This is a genomic window from Actinomycetota bacterium (assembly GCA_016700055.1).
GTDB lineage: Bacteria > Actinomycetota > Acidimicrobiia > Acidimicrobiales > Ilumatobacteraceae > Kalu-18.
The window spans coordinates 2,854,957-2,873,029 of the sequence record CP064997.1 but is presented as its reverse complement, the minus strand read 5'-3'; the positions used below and the strand labels follow the sequence as shown (position 1 = coordinate 2,873,029).

General features: G+C 70.6%; 18 protein-coding genes and 1 tRNA gene. 13 read left to right on the top strand and 6 right to left on the bottom strand.

The annotated features are described in order from the left end of the window. Positions 1 to 10 precede the first annotated feature (10 nt). The 3 genes from IPM43_13945 (at position 11) to arfB (ending at position 1,827) form a co-directional block, all read left to right on the top strand. A complete protein-coding gene (locus tag IPM43_13945) occupies positions 11 to 1,048 on the top strand; it encodes a Gfo/Idh/MocA family oxidoreductase (protein QQS24488.1) in 1,038 nt (345 codons plus the stop codon). A gap of 103 nt (positions 1,049 to 1,151) precedes the next feature. Then, positions 1,152 to 1,361, top strand: coding sequence for an Rdx family protein (locus IPM43_13940; protein QQS24487.1), 210 nt, complete (start codon positions 1,152 to 1,154; stop codon positions 1,359 to 1,361). A 37-nt stretch (positions 1,362 to 1,398) separates the two neighbouring features. Then, a complete protein-coding gene (arfB, locus tag IPM43_13935; GenBank protein QQS24486.1) occupies positions 1,399 to 1,827 on the top strand; it encodes an aminoacyl-tRNA hydrolase in 429 nt (142 codons plus the stop codon). 12 nt (positions 1,828 to 1,839) lie between these two features. On the opposite strand, the gene IPM43_13930 is transcribed toward arfB, so the two are convergent. Continuing rightward, positions 1,840 to 2,091 (bottom strand): DUF2277 domain-containing protein, encoded by a 252-nt coding sequence (locus tag IPM43_13930; protein QQS24485.1) that lies wholly within the window; start codon positions 2,089 to 2,091, stop codon positions 1,840 to 1,842. Positions 2,092 to 2,101: 10 nt separating this feature from the next. Beyond that, positions 2,102 to 2,974 (bottom strand): lysophospholipase, encoded by an 873-nt coding sequence (locus tag IPM43_13925; protein QQS24484.1) that lies wholly within the window; start codon positions 2,972 to 2,974, stop codon positions 2,102 to 2,104. Between the two features lie 25 nt (positions 2,975 to 2,999). On the opposite strand from IPM43_13925, the gene IPM43_13920 reads away from it, so the two are divergent. The 5 genes from IPM43_13920 (at position 3,000) to IPM43_13900 (ending at position 8,182) form a co-directional block, all read left to right on the top strand. After that, the gene (locus IPM43_13920) at positions 3,000 to 4,055 is read left to right on the top strand and encodes a DNA topoisomerase IB (protein QQS24483.1); all 1,056 of its coding nucleotides are present in this window, start codon (positions 3,000 to 3,002) and stop codon (positions 4,053 to 4,055) included. Between the two features lie 101 nt (positions 4,056 to 4,156). Continuing rightward, on the top strand, positions 4,157 to 5,935 hold the full coding sequence (locus tag IPM43_13915; GenBank protein ID QQS24482.1) for a hypothetical protein: 1,779 nt from the start codon (positions 4,157 to 4,159) through the stop codon (positions 5,933 to 5,935). Beyond that, positions 5,932 to 7,122 (top strand): family 1 glycosylhydrolase, encoded by a 1,191-nt coding sequence (locus IPM43_13910; protein ID QQS24481.1) that lies wholly within the window; start codon positions 5,932 to 5,934, stop codon positions 7,120 to 7,122. Before IPM43_13915 ends, IPM43_13910 begins: the two co-directional genes overlap by 4 nt. 102 nt (positions 7,123 to 7,224) lie before the next feature. After that, positions 7,225 to 7,974 carry an SDR family oxidoreductase gene (locus IPM43_13905; GenBank protein ID QQS24480.1) on the top strand — a complete coding sequence of 250 codons (750 nt, stop codon included), beginning with the start codon at positions 7,225 to 7,227 and terminating at the stop codon, positions 7,972 to 7,974. Positions 7,975 to 8,005: 31 nt separating this feature from the next. Next, positions 8,006 to 8,182, top strand: a complete 177-nt coding sequence (locus tag IPM43_13900) for a hypothetical protein (protein QQS24479.1) — start codon at positions 8,006 to 8,008, stop codon at positions 8,180 to 8,182. 396 nt (positions 8,183 to 8,578) lie between these two features. Here the strand turns inward: IPM43_13900 and IPM43_13895 are convergent. After that, positions 8,579 to 8,655: transfer RNA gene (locus tag IPM43_13895), tRNA-Val, on the bottom strand. Between the two features lie 89 nt (positions 8,656 to 8,744). Between IPM43_13895 and IPM43_13890 the strand changes: the two genes are divergently transcribed. Next, the gene (locus tag IPM43_13890) at positions 8,745 to 9,716 is read left to right on the top strand and encodes a sigma-70 family RNA polymerase sigma factor (protein QQS24478.1); all 972 of its coding nucleotides are present in this window, start codon (positions 8,745 to 8,747) and stop codon (positions 9,714 to 9,716) included. On the opposite strand, the gene IPM43_13885 is transcribed toward IPM43_13890, so the two are convergent. Continuing rightward, on the bottom strand, positions 9,709 to 10,470 hold the full coding sequence (locus IPM43_13885; GenBank protein ID QQS24477.1) for an inositol monophosphatase: 762 nt from the start codon (positions 10,468 to 10,470) through the stop codon (positions 9,709 to 9,711). The two genes, IPM43_13890 and IPM43_13885, sit on opposite strands and share 8 nt — an antisense overlap. Before the next feature lie 99 nt (positions 10,471 to 10,569). Here IPM43_13885 and IPM43_13880 point away from each other — a divergent pair, with 99 nt between their 5' ends. From IPM43_13880 to IPM43_13870, 3 genes are read left to right on the top strand one after another with little or no spacing between them, the layout of a single operon-like run. After that, positions 10,570 to 11,112, top strand: a complete 543-nt coding sequence (locus IPM43_13880; protein QQS26470.1) for a hypothetical protein — start codon at positions 10,570 to 10,572, stop codon at positions 11,110 to 11,112. 25 nt (positions 11,113 to 11,137) lie between these two features. Then, positions 11,138 to 11,485, top strand: a complete 348-nt coding sequence (locus IPM43_13875) for a hypothetical protein (GenBank protein ID QQS24476.1) — start codon at positions 11,138 to 11,140, stop codon at positions 11,483 to 11,485. Between the two features lie 53 nt (positions 11,486 to 11,538). After that, the gene (locus IPM43_13870; protein ID QQS24475.1) at positions 11,539 to 12,780 is read left to right on the top strand and encodes an MFS transporter; all 1,242 of its coding nucleotides are present in this window, start codon (positions 11,539 to 11,541) and stop codon (positions 12,778 to 12,780) included. A 20-nt stretch (positions 12,781 to 12,800) separates the two neighbouring features. Here IPM43_13870 and IPM43_13865 read toward each other — a convergent pair whose 3' ends face one another. After that, complete coding sequence (locus tag IPM43_13865; GenBank protein ID QQS24474.1) at positions 12,801 to 13,907, bottom strand: methyltransferase domain-containing protein; 1,107 nt, start codon at positions 13,905 to 13,907, stop codon at positions 12,801 to 12,803. A gap of 110 nt (positions 13,908 to 14,017) precedes the next feature. Between IPM43_13865 and IPM43_13860 the strand changes: the two genes are divergently transcribed. After that, positions 14,018 to 15,025, top strand: coding sequence for an aminoglycoside phosphotransferase (locus tag IPM43_13860; GenBank protein QQS24473.1), 1,008 nt, complete (start codon positions 14,018 to 14,020; stop codon positions 15,023 to 15,025). 1 nt (position 15,026) lies between these two features. On the opposite strand, the gene IPM43_13855 is transcribed toward IPM43_13860, so the two are convergent. Beyond that, the gene (locus IPM43_13855) at positions 15,027 to 17,960 is read right to left on the bottom strand and encodes an AAA family ATPase (GenBank protein QQS24472.1); all 2,934 of its coding nucleotides are present in this window, start codon (positions 17,958 to 17,960) and stop codon (positions 15,027 to 15,029) included. Positions 17,961 to 18,073 lie beyond the last annotated feature (113 nt).

Below are 18,073 nucleotides of genomic sequence, written 5' to 3'. Positions count from 1 at the left end.
CCAGCGCCCGGTGGAACCGCCCCGCGGCCTTGCCCTGTGCGGCGCGGGTCTGATCTCGTACGCGCACCTCGCTGCGGCCCGCCATCTCGGCCTGGAAGTCGTGGCGGTCGCGTCACGGACGCCGGAGCGCGCAGCCGAGCGAGCGGCCCAGGTGGGCGCGAGGGCGGTGGGCTACGCCGACCTGCCGGCCGGGGCGCAGCACGTGCTCGTGCTCACGCCGCCCGCGCTCCACGCAGGAGACACGTTGACGATGCTCGACGCCGGCGCGGCGGTGCTCGTCGAGAAGCCGTTGTGCCGCACCCTCGCCGAGGCCGACGCGCTCGTCGCGGCGGCCGCCGAACATGGCGAGCGGGTGCTGTACGGCGAGAACCTCGCCTACTCCCCCGTGGTGCGTGAGCTGTTGCGACGGGCACCGGCACTCGGAACGCTGACCAACCTCGAAGTCCGCGCCCTGCAGCACCTACCGACGTGGGGGGACTTCACCACCGACGAGTGGGGTGGAGGGGCGCTGTTCGACCTCGGCGTGCATCCCCTTGCCGTGGCGGTGCTCGCCGCACGCGCCGGCGGTGCCGGCGAGGTGAGCGCGGTCGAGTGCGCGCTGCGCGGTGGCAGCGGCCACGGCACCGACGAACACGCCGACGTGTCGCTGCACTTCGAGAGCGGACTCGTCGGCAAGGTCGTCTCCAGTTGGCAGGGTCCGCAGCAGCCGCTGTGGGACGCGCAGCTCGCGAGTGCCACCGGCGTGCTGCGCGCCGAGTTGCTGCCCGTGCCTCGTCTGGAGCAGCTCGGCGAGCCGGTCGCCTTGCCGCCGGCGCGCACCGATCCGCCACTCGTCGACCAGTACGGATACCTCGACCAGCTGCGGGCGTTCGTCGCGGACGTGGGCGACGGTCGCAGGCCGTTCATGGACGCCGCGTTCGGGCGCCACATCCTCGAGATCGTGTGCGCCGCCTACAGCTCGGCCGGCGCCGACGGCGCGCCGGTCGCGATGCCGTTCGGCGGCGAACGGGCCTGGACGCCGCTCCAGCACTGGCGCCAAGGCAGATAGCCGCGTCGGTAACCTGGCCGTCATGGCCGAGCCGGCGACGCCACGCAGCGACCATCGCATCCGCATCACGTACTGCGTGCCTTGAGACTATTCAGACCGCGCCGTGAGCGCCGGACGAGACCTCTTGCACGACTACCAGCACGTCATCGCCGAGCTGACGTTCGTCACCGGGTCGAAGGGGGTGTTCGACGTCGAGGTCGACGGCGAGATCCTCTATTCCAAGCATGCGATCGGACGCCACGCGGAGCCGGGCGAGGTCCTCTCGCTGTTCCGCGAGATGTACGCCGCCGACGTCACGCCGTACGAGCGCTGACGTCCTGTCGCCGGGGCAACGAAGGAAACCGAGGGCGATGACGGACGCGCCCGAACCGGCGTCGCTGCGGGTTTCGCGCCGGCTGGCGATCCCGCTCGACGAGCTCGACATCCGGGCGACGACGAGCGGCGGGCCGGGCGGCCAGCACGCGAACCGCTCGCACACCGCGATCGTCGTCCGCTTCGACGTCGCCGCCTCGCCGTGCCTCGACGAAGCGCAACGTGAGCGCCTGCTCGAGCGTCTCGGCCCGGTGGTGACCGCCCGCTCGTCCACCGAGCGTTCGCAGGCTCGCAACCGCGAGCTCGCGCTGGAGCGTCTGGCCGACAAGCTGCGCCGCGCGCTGCTGGTGACCCCTCCGCGGCGCGCTACCCGCCCGACGAGAGCGTCTGTCACCAGGCGCCTCGACGCGAAGCGCCGCCACAGCACCCGCAAGGCCGATCGCCGTCCGCCGTCTGCAGCGGACTGAGTGAGCGCCGCGCTAGGACGCGCCGCGCAGCCGGCGCAGCGGGGGCACCGTCGACGGCGGCTGGCGTCGTGGCGGCAGCGAGGCCAGCAGCTCCGTCGTCGCGTCGGTCACCTGACGCACAGCGCGCTCGAAGGCGTCGACCGACAGCGCGGAGACGGTCTGCACGCCGCTCACCTTGCGCACGTATTGGCGGGCAGCAGCCTCGATCTCGTCGGTGGTCGCGGCCGGATCGAGGCCACGCAGGATGGTGATGTTGCGGCACATCTCGATCTCCTCAGCGGGCGGTGACGCGCCCGATCCAGCCGACGAGGGCGTCGGTGATCTCGTCGCGGTTGGTCTCGTTGAACACCTCGTGGCGCGCCCCGGGGTAGAGCGCGACGGTCACGTCGTGCACGCCGGCCTGGCGGTACCGGTCGCCGACCAACTCCACCAGCGGGCCACCTCCGGCCAGCGGGTCGGCGTCGCCCGACACCAGGTAGATCGGCAGGTCCGAGCGGATTCCCTTCAGGCGGTCGGGATCGGCGGTGTCGGCGAGGCCGGCCAGCATCCCGGCGGTGGAGGCCGCGTCGATCCCGAACCCGCAGGCGGGGTCGGCGCAGTACTTGTCGACCTCGTCGGGGTCGCGGCTCAGCCAGTCGTAGTCGGTGCGCGACGGCTCGAATGGGGCGTTGAACGCGCTCAGGTCGACGTCGGCCGACGGGTCGATGCCCACCGCGATCACGTCGATCGCCGAGGTACCCGACAGCACGGCCGCGTCGATGTCGGCGCTGTGGTCGAGCAGATAGCCCTGGAGGGCGAACGAGCCCATGCTGTGCCCGAGGAGGACGAGCGGGATGCCCGGGTGCTCACGACGGGCGAGCGCCCCGAGCTCGCCGATGTCGCTGACCAGACCTGCCCAGCCGCCGTCACCGAGGTCGCCCTGGCGCTCGACCGACCCGGCGGTGCGGCCGTGACCACGGTGGTCGTTCGCGTAGACGACGTATCCGGCGGCGTTCAGCGCCTCGCCCAGGCGCCGGTAGCGGGCGGCGTGCTCACCCATGCCGTGGGCGATCTGCACCACTGCCCGCGGGGCACCGTCGCCCGACCACTTGTACACGTACACCTCGGTGCCGTCCGCCGCGGTGAGAGTGAAGGTCTTTTCGTCCATGGCGTGAATGCTGGCAGATCCGGGTATGGCGTGCCGCGTGACACCCGGGCTGGTCTACGTCGACGACACCGAACCAGGGCTTGCGCGGCGGCGCCGGGGGCGCGGCTTCACGTACCTCGACGTCGACGGCCGGCCGCTGGACGACCAGCTCGTGGTGGCGCGACTGCGCTCGCTGGCCGTACCGCCGGCGTGGACCGACGTGTGGTTCTGCGCCGACCCCGACGGCCACATCCAGGCCACCGGGCGTGATGCGAAGGGGCGCAAGCAGTACCGCTACCACGCCGAGTGGCAGCGTGCCCGCAACGAGGCCAAGTTCGAGTCGCTCCGTGACTTCGGCGGGGCGCTCGCGGGACTGCGCGAGCGCGTCGGCGCCGACATGCGGCGCGGCGACCTCTCCGCCGAACACGTCGTCGCCACCACCGTGTGGCTGCTCGACAAGACGCTCATCCGCATCGGCAACGTCGAGTACTCACGCGACTCGTTCGGCCTGACGACGCTGCTGTGCAAGCACGTCAAGGTGGCCGCAGACACGCTGCGATTCAGGTTCGTCGGCAAGTCGGGCAAGCCCCACGACGTCGTGCTCAGCGATCGCCGGGTCGCCCGCATCGTCGCCAAGTGCCAAGAGCTCCCGGGCCAGAAGCTGCTCCAATGCGTCACCCGCGACGGCAATGCGGGTGACGGTGGCAACGGCGGTGGCGGTGTCGGTGGCGGTGGGGTGCGCGGCATCGGCTCCCGCGACGTCAACGACTACATCCGTGAGGTAACGAGCACGGACTTCACCGCGAAGACGTTCCGCACGTGGGGAGCGAGCGTGCACGCGATGGCCCAGCTCCGCGAGCTCGATCCGCCGGCGACGGAGGGAGAGGCGACGGCTCGCATCCGCGAGGTCGTCAAGGCGACGGCCGAGCGGCTGCGCAACACGCCTGCGGTCTGCCGACAGAGCTACGTCCACCCGGCGGTGCTCGACGCGTATGCCGACGGGTCGCTGCGGTCGGCGGCACCGCGGGTGCGCGGCAGGGCGCGTGAGCTGTTGGCAGACGACGAAGCCCGCCTCCTCACCCTCCTGCGAACCAAACCGTAAGCCAACGCCCTCCATTCTCGGTCGGATGAGTCGCGCTATGCGTCACAAATCCGACCGAGAACTTAGGAAACCGATCCGTCCGTTTTGCGCGACAGTTGGCCGTGGGGAAGATCTGGGTCGCGGACATGGAGCCGAGCACGCGCTTTCCGCTGTACACCCGCGGCAACACCGGGGAGGTCTTCCCGCACGTCGTCACCGCGCTGACCGGCACACTCGTCGGCGCCGCGGTGGGCCAGGCGCAGCTCGAGGTGTTCTTGGAGATCGGCTTCGTCCGGCCGGGCGACCTGGATGAGGCGCTGCTCGGCACCGGCGTGTTCGGCGGCTACCTGTACGCCAACGGCTCGCTTGCTCGACTGATGGGCGTGCGCACGCCGGGGATGACGCCGGCCGACGCCGAGGAGCAGGTGTTCGGCAACGTCGAGGGGGTGCCGCCGTACCAGCCGCGCAAGGGCGATAGGAACCTGTCCGCCACGGCGCGGATCGTCCGTTCGATGGTGAGGTTCCTACGCCACCCGGATCTGGGCGAGCTCGACAGCGCCCGCGCCGACGCAACCGAATGGCTGGAGTCGTTCCCGCCGCTGGAATCCTGCAGTGACGACGAGCTGCTCGCCCTGGTGCACCAGTACCCGCCTCGGCTCGTGCAGAGCATGAAGAACCTGCTGCAGATGGGCATGTACGGCGGAATGGCGCGGGTGTTGCTCGATCAGCTGGTGGCCCGCGCGCGGCTGCCCGCGAGCACCGCCAACCGGCTGGTCGCCGGCATCGACGACGTCGACTCGGCGCAACTCGCCACGCAGCAGTGGGCGCTCGCGCGGACTGTTGCCGACGATCCGGACCTGACGGCCGAGTTCGACGTCGGTCTGGACGGTCTGCTCACCCGCGTCGCCGGCACCTCGTTCGAGGCGCATCTGCAGGAATTCCTGGGGCGTTACGGGCACCGCGGCAACGACGAATACGAGCTCGCCACTCCGTGCTGGGCGATGGACCCGTGGCCAGTGCTCGCCGCTATCGACCGGCTGCGCCACGTGCCTGAGGAGCGCTCTCCCCGGGCGGCGATGGACCGCCTAGTCACCGAGCGCGCCGCGGCCGAGGCGGAGTTGACCCGCCGGATGCGCGGCCTCCGCCGGCCGATGCGCCGTATGGCGCTGCGCTGTGCGGCGATCTCACGCGAAGGCTCCGTCGGCCGGGAGCGGGTGAAGGACATCCTCGTACTCGAGAACCTCGGCGCGCGCCGTCTGCTGGACGAGGCGGCGCGGCGGGCCACGTCGAGAGGTGGGCCGGCCGATCGGCGAGCCATGTTCTGCGTGACCATCGACGAGCTACCTGCCTACCTCGCCGATCCGGCCTCGTTCGCGTCGACGATCGCCGAGCGCGTCGCGCTGGAGGCGCGGCTGAACGAACGTGAACCGCCGATGTGGTTCGAGGGCCGCATCCCCCACCCCGATACCTGGCCGCTGCGCCACGGCACCAAGCGCGACGCCGCTTCGCCGGGAACGGAACTGACCGGCCTCGCCGTGAGCGCCGGTCAGGCGAGCGGCCCGGCACGCGTCGTCACCGACCCCGGCGATCCGCGTGGGCTGGAACCAGGTGAGGTGCTGGTCTGTGCGATCACCGACCCCAGTTGGACGCCGCTCTTCCTCGTCGCCGCCGCAGTGGTGTGCGACACCGGTGCGATGCAGAGCCACGCCGCGATCGTCGCTCGCGAGTTGGGCATCCCCGCCGTCATGAGCGTGCCCGGTATCACCGCCGTCGCGGACGGCACCTGGCTCGACGTCGACGGCGACACCGGCACCGTCCGCCTCCCCCTCTCCGGCGCAGGCTCAGAGCCAGACCCAGCGTCAGGCGTACCATCCGGGGACCGCCCGGGAGGAGCGCCATGACCCGCACTGAATCGTTCCCCGATGGCTTCCGCTGGGGCACGGCAACCGCAGCCCACCAGATCGAAGGTGGCAACTGGAACAACGACTGGTGGGCCTTCGAGCACGCGCCGAGCTCCCCGGTGGTCGAGCCCTCCGGCGACGCCTGCGACTCGTGGGAACGATGGGCCGACGACATCGCCATGTGCGAGCAGATCGGAGTCGACAACTACCGGTTCTCGCTCGAATGGAGCCGAATCGAGCCCGAGCGCGCCACGTGGTCGACGTCGGCGATCGATCACTACCGCCGCCAGTGCGAGGCGCTGCTCGCCTGCGGCATCGACCCGGTGGTCACGTTCCACCACTTCACCACTCCCCGCTGGATCGCCGACCTCGGCGGCTGGAGCTCGCCCGCAACCGCCGACTACTTCGCCAGCTTCTGCGAGCGGGCGGCCGGTCAGCTCGCCGACGTGCTCCGCATGGCCTGCACCATCAACGAGCCGAACATCGCCTCGTTCGTGGGCTACGGATTGGGGCTGTTCCCACCCGGGCTCGCCGATCTCGGTCTGGTCGTCGAGGTGAACGAGGTCTTCGTCGCCGCCCACCGCAAAGCCGGCGACGCCATCCGCTCGGCTGCCCCGGGGGTACCCGTGGGCCTGACGTTGGGGATGACCGACTACCAGGCAGTCGACGGGGGCGAGCGCACACGCGACGCCGTGAGGGCCTTGATGGAGGACTCGTTCCTCGAGGCCTCGGTCGGCGACGACTTCATCGGCGTCCAGACCTACAGCAGGTCCCGTTGCGGGCCTGACGGCCAGCTCGGACCCGAAGCTGGTGTCGAGGTACTCCCGATGGGCTACGAGTACTGGCCGGAGGCGCTCGGTGCCACCATCCGCCGGGTGTGGGAGGCGACCGAGGGGAGGGTGCCGATCCGGGTCACCGAGAACGGCATCGGCACCGACGACGACGCCCAACGGATCCGGTACCTCCGCACGGCACTGGAAGGCGTGCTCGACTGCATCGCCGACGGCATCGAGGTCACCGGCTACACGTGCTGGTCCCTCCTCGACAACTTCGAATGGGCCTTCGGCTACGGACCGCACTTCGGCCTGGTCGAGGTCGAGCGGACGGCCCCGTTCACGCGGACCCCCAAGCCGAGTGCTCACTGGTACGCCGAAGTCATCCGAGCCAACGCCCTTCCCACAACCTGACAACCCGAGCGCCCCCTAAGTTCTCGGTCGGATCAGTCGCGCTATGTGTCACAAATCCGACCGAGAACGCGTGGGGGCCGGGCGAGAAACGGAGCAATCGAGATGTTCGACTTGAGCGGGCGTACCGCGCTGGTGACCGGATCCGGGCGCGGTGTGGGCGCAGGCATCGCGAAGGTGCTGATCGAGGCCGGGGCGCGCGTCCTCGTCAACGACCTCGTCGCCGAGCGAGCGGAAGCGACCGCCACCGAACTCGGCCCACAGGCGACGCCGCTGCCGTTCGACGTCTCCGATTACGAGGCCGTCGAGGGGGCCATCGCATCGGTCGGACCGATCGACATCCTCGTGCACAACGCCGGCATCCCCGCCTCGATGCGGCCGGTGAAGTTCCGCTCCCTGCCACGGCAGGAGTGGGCGCCCTACGTCGACGTCAACCTGTACGGGCTGCTCAACTGCGCCAAGGCCGTCGTCGACGGCATGTGCGAGCGGGGCTGGGGGCGCGTGATCACCATCTCGTCGGGCTCGGGGACCCACGGCCAGAACATCGGCGTCTCCCTGTACGGAGCCGGCAAGGGCGCCGGGATCAGCTTCACCCGTCACCTGGCGATGGAGTGCGCGGCCGACGGGGTCACCGCCAACACGCTCGCGCTCGGGCTGATGGAGCGGCCCTCGGACGACGGCGGCGCCGGCGAGGAAGCCAGGACGGTCACCGCCAAGATGGCGTCGATGGTGCCCGTCAAACGACTGGGGACGGGCGAGGACATCGGCTACGCCTGCGTCTTCCTCGCATCGAACGAAGCGAGCTGGATCACCGGCCAGACCATCTCCGTCAACGGCGGATCGATCACCACCTGACACGCGCGCGCTCCCCACTACAGTCGCTGCCATGGAGACGGCCCCGCTGATGAGCTTCAAGAGCCATGTCGCTGGCAAGAACGCCGAGGTAGACATCTACGTCGACCGGATCGAGTGGAGCAAAGCCGGTGACGCCCGCTGGCGCAACCGGGCATTGACGCTTGGCTTATCGCTGCTCAAGCCGGCCGCATGGATGGCGCAGAAGTGATGCCGATCAAGTCAATGTCAGGCGTCTGGCAAAGATGGACTCCCTTCCAGGTGGCGTCATTGCTCCGCACACGGTCGAGTTCCGTGTCAAAGGCCGCGCCGCCCCTCACCCAGCTCCCGGCACCCTGCTCAACAGACACCCCCCCGCCCCGCCCGCGCAGAGCGCAGCCCCCCCCCCCCCCCCCCCCGGCGGGGGTGGGTCCCGTCGTGGTCGGCGATCGCGCGACCCCGGGACTTGGACAATATCGCGGAAGCGGCATCCGGTCGCCGCGCAGCACCTGCGGCGTGAGGAATTGTCACTCATTATCGAGGATCTTGTGTACGTCGACGCCCCCCCCCCCCCCCCCCCCCCCCCCCCCCCCGGGCGCGGTCGCAGCCGAACCCTGACCGACGTCGATGGTGGGCGCAGAGGGACTCGAACCCCCGGCATCTTCCATGTAAAGGAAGCGCTCTGACCAGCTGAGCTATGCGCCCGTCGAAGGGACGCTGCAGCCTAGCGGTGGTGCCGCGAACGCCGAGAGGCATCCGCGGACCGCGCGCTGCGCGCAACTACCGTCTCGGCCGTGGGGAGCCGTCCGGGTGACGCGGAGAGCGAGCTGCTGAAGCAGTACCTCGACGAGATCGGCGAGTACACGCTGCTCACTGCCGCCGACGAGCGCCACCTCGGCGAGACGATCGCCCTCGGGCGTCGGGCCGAGCAGAGCCTCGCCGACGACGCGATCGCGCTCACCCGCCGGGAACGTCAACGGCTGCAGCGCCTGGTCGACGAAGCGGGCAAGGCCCGCCACACGTTCATCCAGTCCAACCTGCGCCTCGTCGTCAGCGTCGCCCGCCGCTACCAGGGCGCCGGACTCGGCCTGCTCGACCTGGTGCAGGAGGGCAACCTCGGTCTGATGCGCGCCGTCGACCGCTTCGATCACACGAAGGGCTTCAAGTTCTCCACGTACGCCACCTGGTGGATCCGCCAGTCGATCGGCCGGGCGCTCGCCGACTCGTCACGCACGATCCGCGTGCCGTCCCACGTGCGTGACCTGTACTCGCTGATCGACCAGAGCACCGACCGCCTCGCCAAGGATCTCGATCGCCCGCCGACCGTCGAAGAGGTCGCCGCGCACTCGGGAGTGCCTGCCGAGCGCGTCGCCCTCGCCCGCCAGCACCGCCGGGCGCTCGTCTCGCTCTCGGCATCGGTCGGCTCCGACGGCGAGACCGAGATCGGCGACTTGATCGCCGACGACGAAGCCGTCGCGCCCTACGAAGCGGCTGCCGCGGCGCTCGACCGGCGTGCGTTGGAAGTGCAACTGCAACGACTTCCCGTGCGTGAGCAACTTGTGCTGCGACGGCGCTTCGGTCTGGACGGCGCGCCGGAGACGCTGGCCGACATCGGCGACGCGTTGAACCTCACCCGCGAGCGCATCCGCCAGATCGAGGCTCGCGCCCTCGGCAAGCTCCGCCACCCGAGCCTTTCGCGCTCGTGGGATGCCGCGCACCGCCCGCTCACCCCCAATCGGCTGAGCACGGCACCGACGCTCAGCTGAAGCGCTGGCGCGCCGCGAGAGCAACGGGCAGCAGTTCGTCCCGGGCGGCCACAGGCGTGCGCCGCGCCGCCGGGTCGAGCGTCACCAGGTCTCTGCCCAGCGCGTCGACGACGGGTATCCCCACCTCGGTGCAGATGAGCATCCCGCCGAGGTAGTCCCACGGGCCGTGCGCGTCGAAGCTGCAGTCGATGTACGCGTCGAGCACACCGCAGGCGACCATGCACAGGTCGAGCGCAACGGCCCCGAAGGCCCGGAACTGGCCCCAGCCGAGGTGCTCGGGCGGCAACCCGGACAAGCCGACGAGAGCCTCTTCCCACGGCGGAGGCAGCTCGTGACCCTCGCCGAACGGGTCGAGGGTGCCGTCGTGGTCTCGGTACGCACCGGCGCCGCGCTGGGCGGTGAATGTCGTCCCGGTCACGTGGTCGAGGACGAGCGCGACCAGCGGCCCTTCGCGGTCGACGACGCAGAGCGACGTCGCATACCAAGGGATGCCCCGACTCGCGTTCGTCGATCCGTCGAGTGGATCCAACACCACGACGAGATCCGAGTCCCCTCGCTCGAGCCCGCTCTCCTCCGACAGGATCCCGAGGTTCGCCTTGCGCAGCACCTCGAGCGCGGCCTCGTCGGCGTGAAGATCGGCCACATACTGGCCCGGCCGTACGCCGGAGAGCCCGAACGGAATCGCGCCCGGGACCACGCCGGCGACGGCGTCGGCCGCCTCCCGGCACAGCATCAGCAGGGCGTCGGGGTCCACGGGGCGACGGTAGTGTCGGGGCGGCACGCGCCCGGTCATCCGATGCCGGCGCTTGATCCTCGAGGGAGCGGTGTGGCGGTCATCGACGTCGCCGGGTTCGTGGCAGATCTGAAGAGCCATGCGATCGACCACGGCTTCCACGTCCACGACGAGCGTCACTTCGTGGAGACCTACTCGTTGCGTCAGCTGTGGGAGGTCGATCTGCATCCCGAGGAGGCGTGCAGCGGCCCGATCGATCTCCACCTGGCGCTAGAGGTCGACCCTCGTGCCCTGCTCGGCTTCGAGGACGAAGTGCTGAAGATGGACGATCCCGACGACGAACCGCCCGACGGGTTCACCTTCCCGCTGATCTTCAACTGGACGCTGCCGCCGCTCCCCCAGCCACCCGACCTGCTGGTGCTCGCCACCGAGCTCGCCGGCGTCGGCGGCATCGACCTGCCCGTCGAGGTGTCGGCGATCGACTCCTTCCCCTCAGTCACCGACGCCCCCGAGCGCAGCCTGTCGATCGTCGCCAGGATCTCGGTCTCCTTGGCCGAGGTCTACCTGGCCGACGAGGATTCGTTCTGCGTGGTGCTCGATCGATGCAAGGACGTCAGCCTCTTCCTCCTCGAGCAGTCCCCTGTCTGGCTGAGCGAGACGTGAACCTCTTTCCCTAAAGGAGCACTCCATGCGTGTCAGTGAGCTGATCGACATCCTCCGCGAGCAAGACCCGAACGCCGAGGTGGAGATGGCCGTCATCGCGCCGGTCGACGACGCCGCCGACGAGATCACGGTCGACCGCTACACGGTCGAAGGCGTCCTGCCGTGGAACAACGAAGAAGACGACGACGACGAGTCCGAGGGCGTGTCGATCTGGCTGGTCGGCGGCGACGAGGGCGACGTCGAGGCCTTCCTCGACGCGATCGACGCGGAGACCGACGAGCTCGATCCGCTCGATCCGCCCGACGCGGTCGACGCGGTCGACGCCGTCGAGGGCGCCGCCACGAACGCCGAAGCCGACACCGGCAAGGAGTGAACGCGACGGAGTCCAGCCCCGCGCCGAGGGCCGCGCGACGGGTGGCCTGACCCATGCCCCGCCTGCGCCTGCGCCTGCTGCCCGCGGGAGCCGGTCGGGATGCGGCGCTGCTGCTCGAGACCCGCTCGATCCGCGCCTTCGGCGACGGGCTGGTGAGCGTCGTGCTCGCCGCGTACCTGAGTGCACTTGGCCTGTCCGATCTGCGCATCGGCATCGTCGTCGCGGCGACATTGCTCGGATCGGCGGCACTGACCCTGGCCGTCGGGCTGCGAGCACACAACGTCGGGCGGCGGAGACTGCTCCGGCTGGTGTCGCTGCTGATGGTCGCCACCGGGCTCGGCTTCGCGGCGGTGACCGGGTTCTGGCCGTTGCTCGTCGTCGCGTTCGTCGGCACGCTGAACCCAAGCGGAGGCGACGTCAGCGTCTTCCTCCCCACCGAGCAGGCGCTGTTGCCGGCGACGGTGCCCGACAACCAGCGCACCGCTCTGTTCGCGCGCTACAGCCTGCTCGGCGCGCTAGTCGCCGCCGTCGGCGCACTGTCGGCAGGCTTGCCGGAGTGGATCGCAGACGCCTTCGGGGTGGCGTCGACGACGGCGTTGCGCTGGGCGTTCGTCGGCTACGCCGCGCTCGGCGGTGTGGTGCTGATGCGCTACCGGCTGCTCTCGCCGGCGATCGAACCGACCGAGGAGGCCCCCGCATCCGCGCTCGGCCCGTCCCGCCACGTCGTCTACAGGCTCGCCGCCCTGTTCAGCCTCGACGCGTTCGGCGGCGGGTTCGTGATCACCGCGCTGCTCGTCCTGTGGCTGCAGCGCCGCTTCGGGCTGTCGATCGCCGTCAGCGGCGCGGTGTTCTTCTGGGCTGGTGTTCTTTCCGCCTTCTCCGCGCTCGTCGCCGTCCAGATCGCGCGGCGCATCGGGCTGGTACGCACGATGGTGTTCACCCACCTGCCCGCCAACGGGTTCTTGATCCTCGCCGCGTTCATGCCGAACGCGCCGCTCGCGGTCGCGGCGCTGCTCGCTCGCTCCGCGCTGTCGCAGATGGACGTGCCCGCCCGCACCTCGTACGTGATGGCGGTCGTGTCGCCCGCCGAGCGGCCGGCGGCGGCCAGCGTCACCAACGTGCCCCGTAGCCTCGCGCCCGCGCTGCCCGCCGTGGCCGCCGGCTGGATGCTCGGGCAGTCGACGTTCGGCTGGCCGCTCGTCATCGGCGGGTGCCTGAAAGCCGTCTACGACATGGCGCTGCTCCGCCAGTTCCGCGACATCCGCCCGCCCGAGGAAATCCCCGAGCGGGACTGAGGACGCCACGGATCGGTGGGTCAGGGCCGAGCTGCGATGACCATGTTGAACGGCGTCTCCGTTGCCCGGAGCACCGACGAGAACCCGGCGTCGGTGAGCACGCTGCGCAGCCGAGTCTCGCCGGCCTGCGCACCGAGGCATGCAGCATCGGCGCCACCCTGCGCGCGGGACGCAGGCGTGCACACGAACGTCGACGCCGAGTAGAAGACCCGCCCGACGATGTTGAAGTTGTCCTCGACCTGCTCGGCCGCGTTCGGCTCTACCAGCAAGAGGACGCCGCCCTCGGCAAGGGATGCCCGCACGTGGGCCGCAGCCTGCGTTGGGTCGCCCATATCGTGCAGCGCGTCGAAGATGCACACCAGGTCGAAGTCGCTGCCCGGATACGCCGCGGCGGAAGCCACCTCGAACGTGACCCGGTCGCCGACACCTGCGTCGGCCGCGCGGCTGCGGGCCGCGGCGATCGACTCGGGGTGGTAGTCGTACCCGACGAAACTCGAGTTGGGGTACGCCTCGGCCATCAGGATCGTCGAAGAACCGAAGCCGCACCCGATGTCGGCCACGCTGATGCCGCGCCGCAGCGCCGCGTCGAGACCGTCGATCGCGGGGATCCAGGCGCTCACCAGGTTGGCCGCATACCCCGGGCGGAAGAACCGCTCCGTCCCCGAGAACAGGTCGTGGTGGTGCTCGTGCCAGCCGACGCCCTCGCCGGTTACGAACGCGTCGCGCACGGCGTCCTCGTCGCGGTGCATCGACGACACCACCGCCATACCGCCGGCGAGGAACGTCGGCGCGGAGTCGTCGGCCAGGCACGCAGCCTGCGCGGCGTCGAGCCAGAAGGTGCCCGTCTTCGAGTCGTAGTTCGCATAGCCACTTGCGGCCTGGGCCAGCAACCACTCGCGCAGGTAGCGGGCGTCGTAACCCGTTGCGTCTGCAAGCTCGGCGGGGGTTGCCGGCCCAGTCGCGGCGAGCGTCGTGTACAGGCCGAGCTTGTCGCCGAGGACCACTGTCGCGGCGTGCGCGACGGCGCCGAGGTCACCGACGAACTTCATCGTGAACGCCTCGAGCTGCTCGAGCGACGGCGCTGGTGTCGCCGTCTGGGTCGGGGTGGTGGTGGTGGCAGTTGACATCTCGACTCCTTACGAAGAACGTGGAGCCTCATCGTCGGCCCTCACCCCTGCAGCGACCTTGCAGTCCCGACTGCAAGGTGCCTGCAGTCCTTCAGAGAACGATGACCTGAATGAACCCGATCCCGCGCCCGCTTGCCTCATCAGTCGACGAGTTGCTCGCGGGCACGCGCCGTCTCGGCGAGCACCAGCCGGCTAGCTCACGCTCTGGTGCTCACTTCGAGCAGCTCGAGCTCGACGGCGAGCGTTGCGTCGTCAAGTACGTGCACCCCGACAGCGACTTCACGATGCGGGTGTCGGGTGACATCGGGTGCCGCTCGCGGCGGGTGTGGGCGTTGGGGATGATGGACGTGGCCGCCGACGTCGTCGACCACGCCACCATCGGCGCAGCGCCGTGGGGCAGGAACGGCTGGGGTGTCGCGCTGCTGATGCGTGACGTATCGGCACAACTCGTTCCAGCCGACGAAGAGCCACTGCCTGAGGAGCACCACCTTCGCTTTGTCGACCATTGCACGGCGATGGCGGCACGTACGTGGGGGTGGCACGACGATTTCGACCTGCTGCCGCACCGGCTGCGATGGCAGTGGTTCGGGCGCGGTCAGCTGGAAGGCGAGCGCCAGCTCGGATTCCCCGAACCCGTTCCACGGATCGCCGTCGAAGGCTGGCAACGCTTTGCCGAGCGTGTCCCCGCACCGCTCGGGGCAGCCGTCGAGGAGCTGCGCACCGATGCGACGCCGCTCTCCGAAGCGCTCTTGACCACACCACAGACGTTCCTCGACGGCGACTGGAAGCTGAGCAACCTCGGGATCGGCGATGACGGCCGCACGATCCTGCTCGACTGGGCGTACCCGGGCGAAGGCCCGATCTGCCACGAGCTCGGTTGGTACCTGGCCCTGAACAGGGCACGCCTGCCGGCCGGCCACACGAAGGAGTCGACGATCACCGAGTTCGAGGCGGCACTGCGCCGCCACGGCGTCGAAACCGACGCCTGGTTCGCGCGTCAGCTCGACCTTTGCATGCTCGGTGCCCTGGTGCAGTTCGGCTGGGAGAAGGCGCTCGGCGACGATGAGGAGCTGGGCTGGTGGTGCACCGCCGCGAGCGCCGGGCTGGAACGGCTGTGATCTAGCCCGCAAGACCGGACTGGTCGAGCTCCTCCAACAACGCGGGCAACTCGAGCGCGGCACAGCGACGGAGTACGCCGACCGAGCGGGCGACGCGATCGGTGTCGCGGTCGCCACCCGCCAGCGCGAGCTGAACGTGGGCGAGCGCCTCGTAGCGTGCCGTGCCGAGCGCAGCCGCACTCGTCACAACGTCGCACGCAAGCTGCGCCGCGGCCGGATCGTCGCCGCCCGCTCGGGCGACGCGAGAACGGATCAGCCCGAGTCGGTGGCGCTGGTGCCACGCCATCGTTCCGTCCCAGGTGTCGATCGCGTTGAGCGTCTGCAGCAGTGCAGCGGCGGTGGACGCATCGCCGCCGGCGAGGTAGCCGTCGGCGAGGTCCAGCCACGCCACCCAGTACGCCTCCGCCAGCGCGTCCGAGGACGGGCCCGATCCGTCGACTGCGCCGTTGTGCTCGATCGCGGATCGGTTGAGGTCGATCGCCTCGGCGGAGCGACCGGCCCCGCGCAGCAGCCAGGAACGAACGTTCAGCTCAACGGCCACGAAGCGCGTGCCCGGGGTTCCGGCGCGCCGGGTCGCCTCACGCAGGTCGTCGCAGGCGTTCATCGCGTCACCCAGCCGGCCCAACTGACCGAGCGCCATGACTCGGGCGAACCGCCCGTGGAGCGGCGCGAACGGATGGGCGATGTGGTCGGGATCGAGGAGCGCGTGCTCGACGAGCTCGAGCGCGTCGTCGGGTCGGCCCTCGTGCAGCCGGACGTGACCGAGCCACACCTCTGCCACGCCTCGCACCGCGGGGGGCCCGTCGAGCGCTTCGACCAGCCTCTCCCCCGCGACCGACGTGTCGCCGATGCCGTGGCGGATGCGCCCGCCGAGCGCCAGCGCGCTCGCCCGAACCGCACTCCCGGGCGCCGCCCGCGCCACTGCCTCGTCGGCGAAGCGCCGCGCCCTGTCGTAGCGGCGCCGGTAATAGTCGATCCAGCCCGCGGTTTCCAGCGCCTCGGCGGAGCCGTCGAGCGCCATCGCCCGCTCGGCTGCCGCGGCGGCCTCGTCCATCCGCCGCCCGGCCATCAGCACGAGTGCAAGCGCGCGGTGCGTCTCGGCGGATTCGGCAGCATCCAGCGAAGCTCGCATCTGTGTCTCGGCGGCGGCGAGGTCGGCCCGCCCGAACGACACCATCGCGGCCTCCCTGTACGCGCGGCCGGCAATCTCGCTCGCGCCGCCGAGGCCGGCGTGCACGGCGACGGCGAGCGGGTCACGGGCCGGCCGGTCGTCGAGCAAGCGCGCGGCTTCGCGATGCAACAGCGCGGCGCGGGCCGTGCCCGTGCTCTCGGCGAGTGCCTCGCGCATCAGCGCGTGACGGAACTCGTACCCCGTCCCGCGCTCGACCAGCAGGCCGACGCCGGCCGCGCGTTCCAACCGCCCGATCAGCTCGATCGCGGGCTGGCGCAGCACGCCAGCGACGAGGTCGACGTCGAGAGACGCGTCGAGCACAGCGACAGCGCGCAGCAGCTCGACGTCGAGTGGATCGAGCCTGGCAAGCGTGCTGGCGACGACCTGCTGCACCGACTCCGGCAGCGCATCGTCGGGCGCGCCGGCCAGCGCCAGGGCGAACAGCGGATTGCCGCCGCTGCGGGCGTGCACAGATGCTGTGCGAGATGGATCGCTGCTGCCGATGAGGGTCCCGACCGCGTCCTGGTCGAGGGGGTCGAGCGCTACCTCGTGCGCGCTTGCGATCGTGTCGCCCGACCGCGTGATCGCGATCACCAGCAGGGCACCGTCTTGGCCCTGCACCCAGCTCAGCCACTCCCGTGTGGCCGAGTCGGCCCACTGGACGTCGTCGACGACGAGCACCGCCGGCGCCGGCGCAGCCATCAGGCGCTCGAGCACGGCTCCGAACCACCTGAACCGGTCCGCACGGGTATCGAGACGCGAGCCGGCCGTGAGCCTGTCGGAAGGACCGAACTGCGCCAACGCGCCGTCGTGAGCCAGCGCGTCGATGATCGGCTGCAGGGGCAGGTCGCGGCCGAGCTCGTCGGCGCTCGCTGTGATCACGCGGACCCCCGCCACGGAGGCACGCTCGACGAAGGCCTGCACCACCGCGCTCTTGCCGACGCCGGCCTCACCGACCACCAGCACGAGGCGCACACGCCCACGTGCTTGCTGGAGCTGCTTCTCCAGAACCTGCAGTTCCTCATCGCGACCGATCAGCTCCGAGCGCGCCCGGGTCGGTATCGGGACGATGTCTGCCGCCCCGGTCAGCACCTTCGTGTGGAGTGCCTCCGTCTCCGGGCTCGGCGACACGCCGAGGTGCTCGGCGAGACGCTCCCGCGCCCGCGCGTACGACGCGAGGGCGGAGGCCGGTCGTGCCCCGGCGACCTGCGCCCTCATCAACACCCGCAATGTGGCTTCGTCGTACGGGTCGTGGGCGAGCGCGGCTTCGGCCGCCAGCTCGGCGGCGAGGTGATCTCCCGCTATCAGCGCGGCCTCCGCAGCCACACCGCGGGCGCGGGCGGTGACCGCGGACGACGCAGCCCGCTCCGCCTCCAGCCACTCCCCCTCGTCGTCGGGCAGCAACACGCCCCGGGCCAGCTCGAGCGCAGCAGTGCTCGCGGCGCGAGCCGCGCCGAGGCGGCCCGCTTGGAGCGCTCCGGCAGCGTCTTCGACCAGCGCGCTCAGCTCGTCGACGTCGAGCCAGTCGACGTGGAGCGCAAACCCGCCCTCCGATCGGGTCAGCCGGTCAGCGCCGAGCACCCGACGCAGACGGGACACGAGCACGCCGACCTGCTCCGTCGGCCGCGCCGGGCGGGCGTCGTCGGCCCACAAGATGTCGGCGAGCGCCGGCACCGACACCGGGCTAGCGCGAGCCAACGCCAGCACCTTCACGAGAGTGCGGGCCTTGCGGCTGCCGATCTCGACTTCGCTCAGACCTTCCACACTGAGGCCACCCAACAGACGAACCCGCAACGAAGACTGGCCGGCACTCACCGGCCAATTGTCGCCGATCTCGACGACCCACCGTCCGAAGTGGGGTGCTCGCTAGCGTCTTG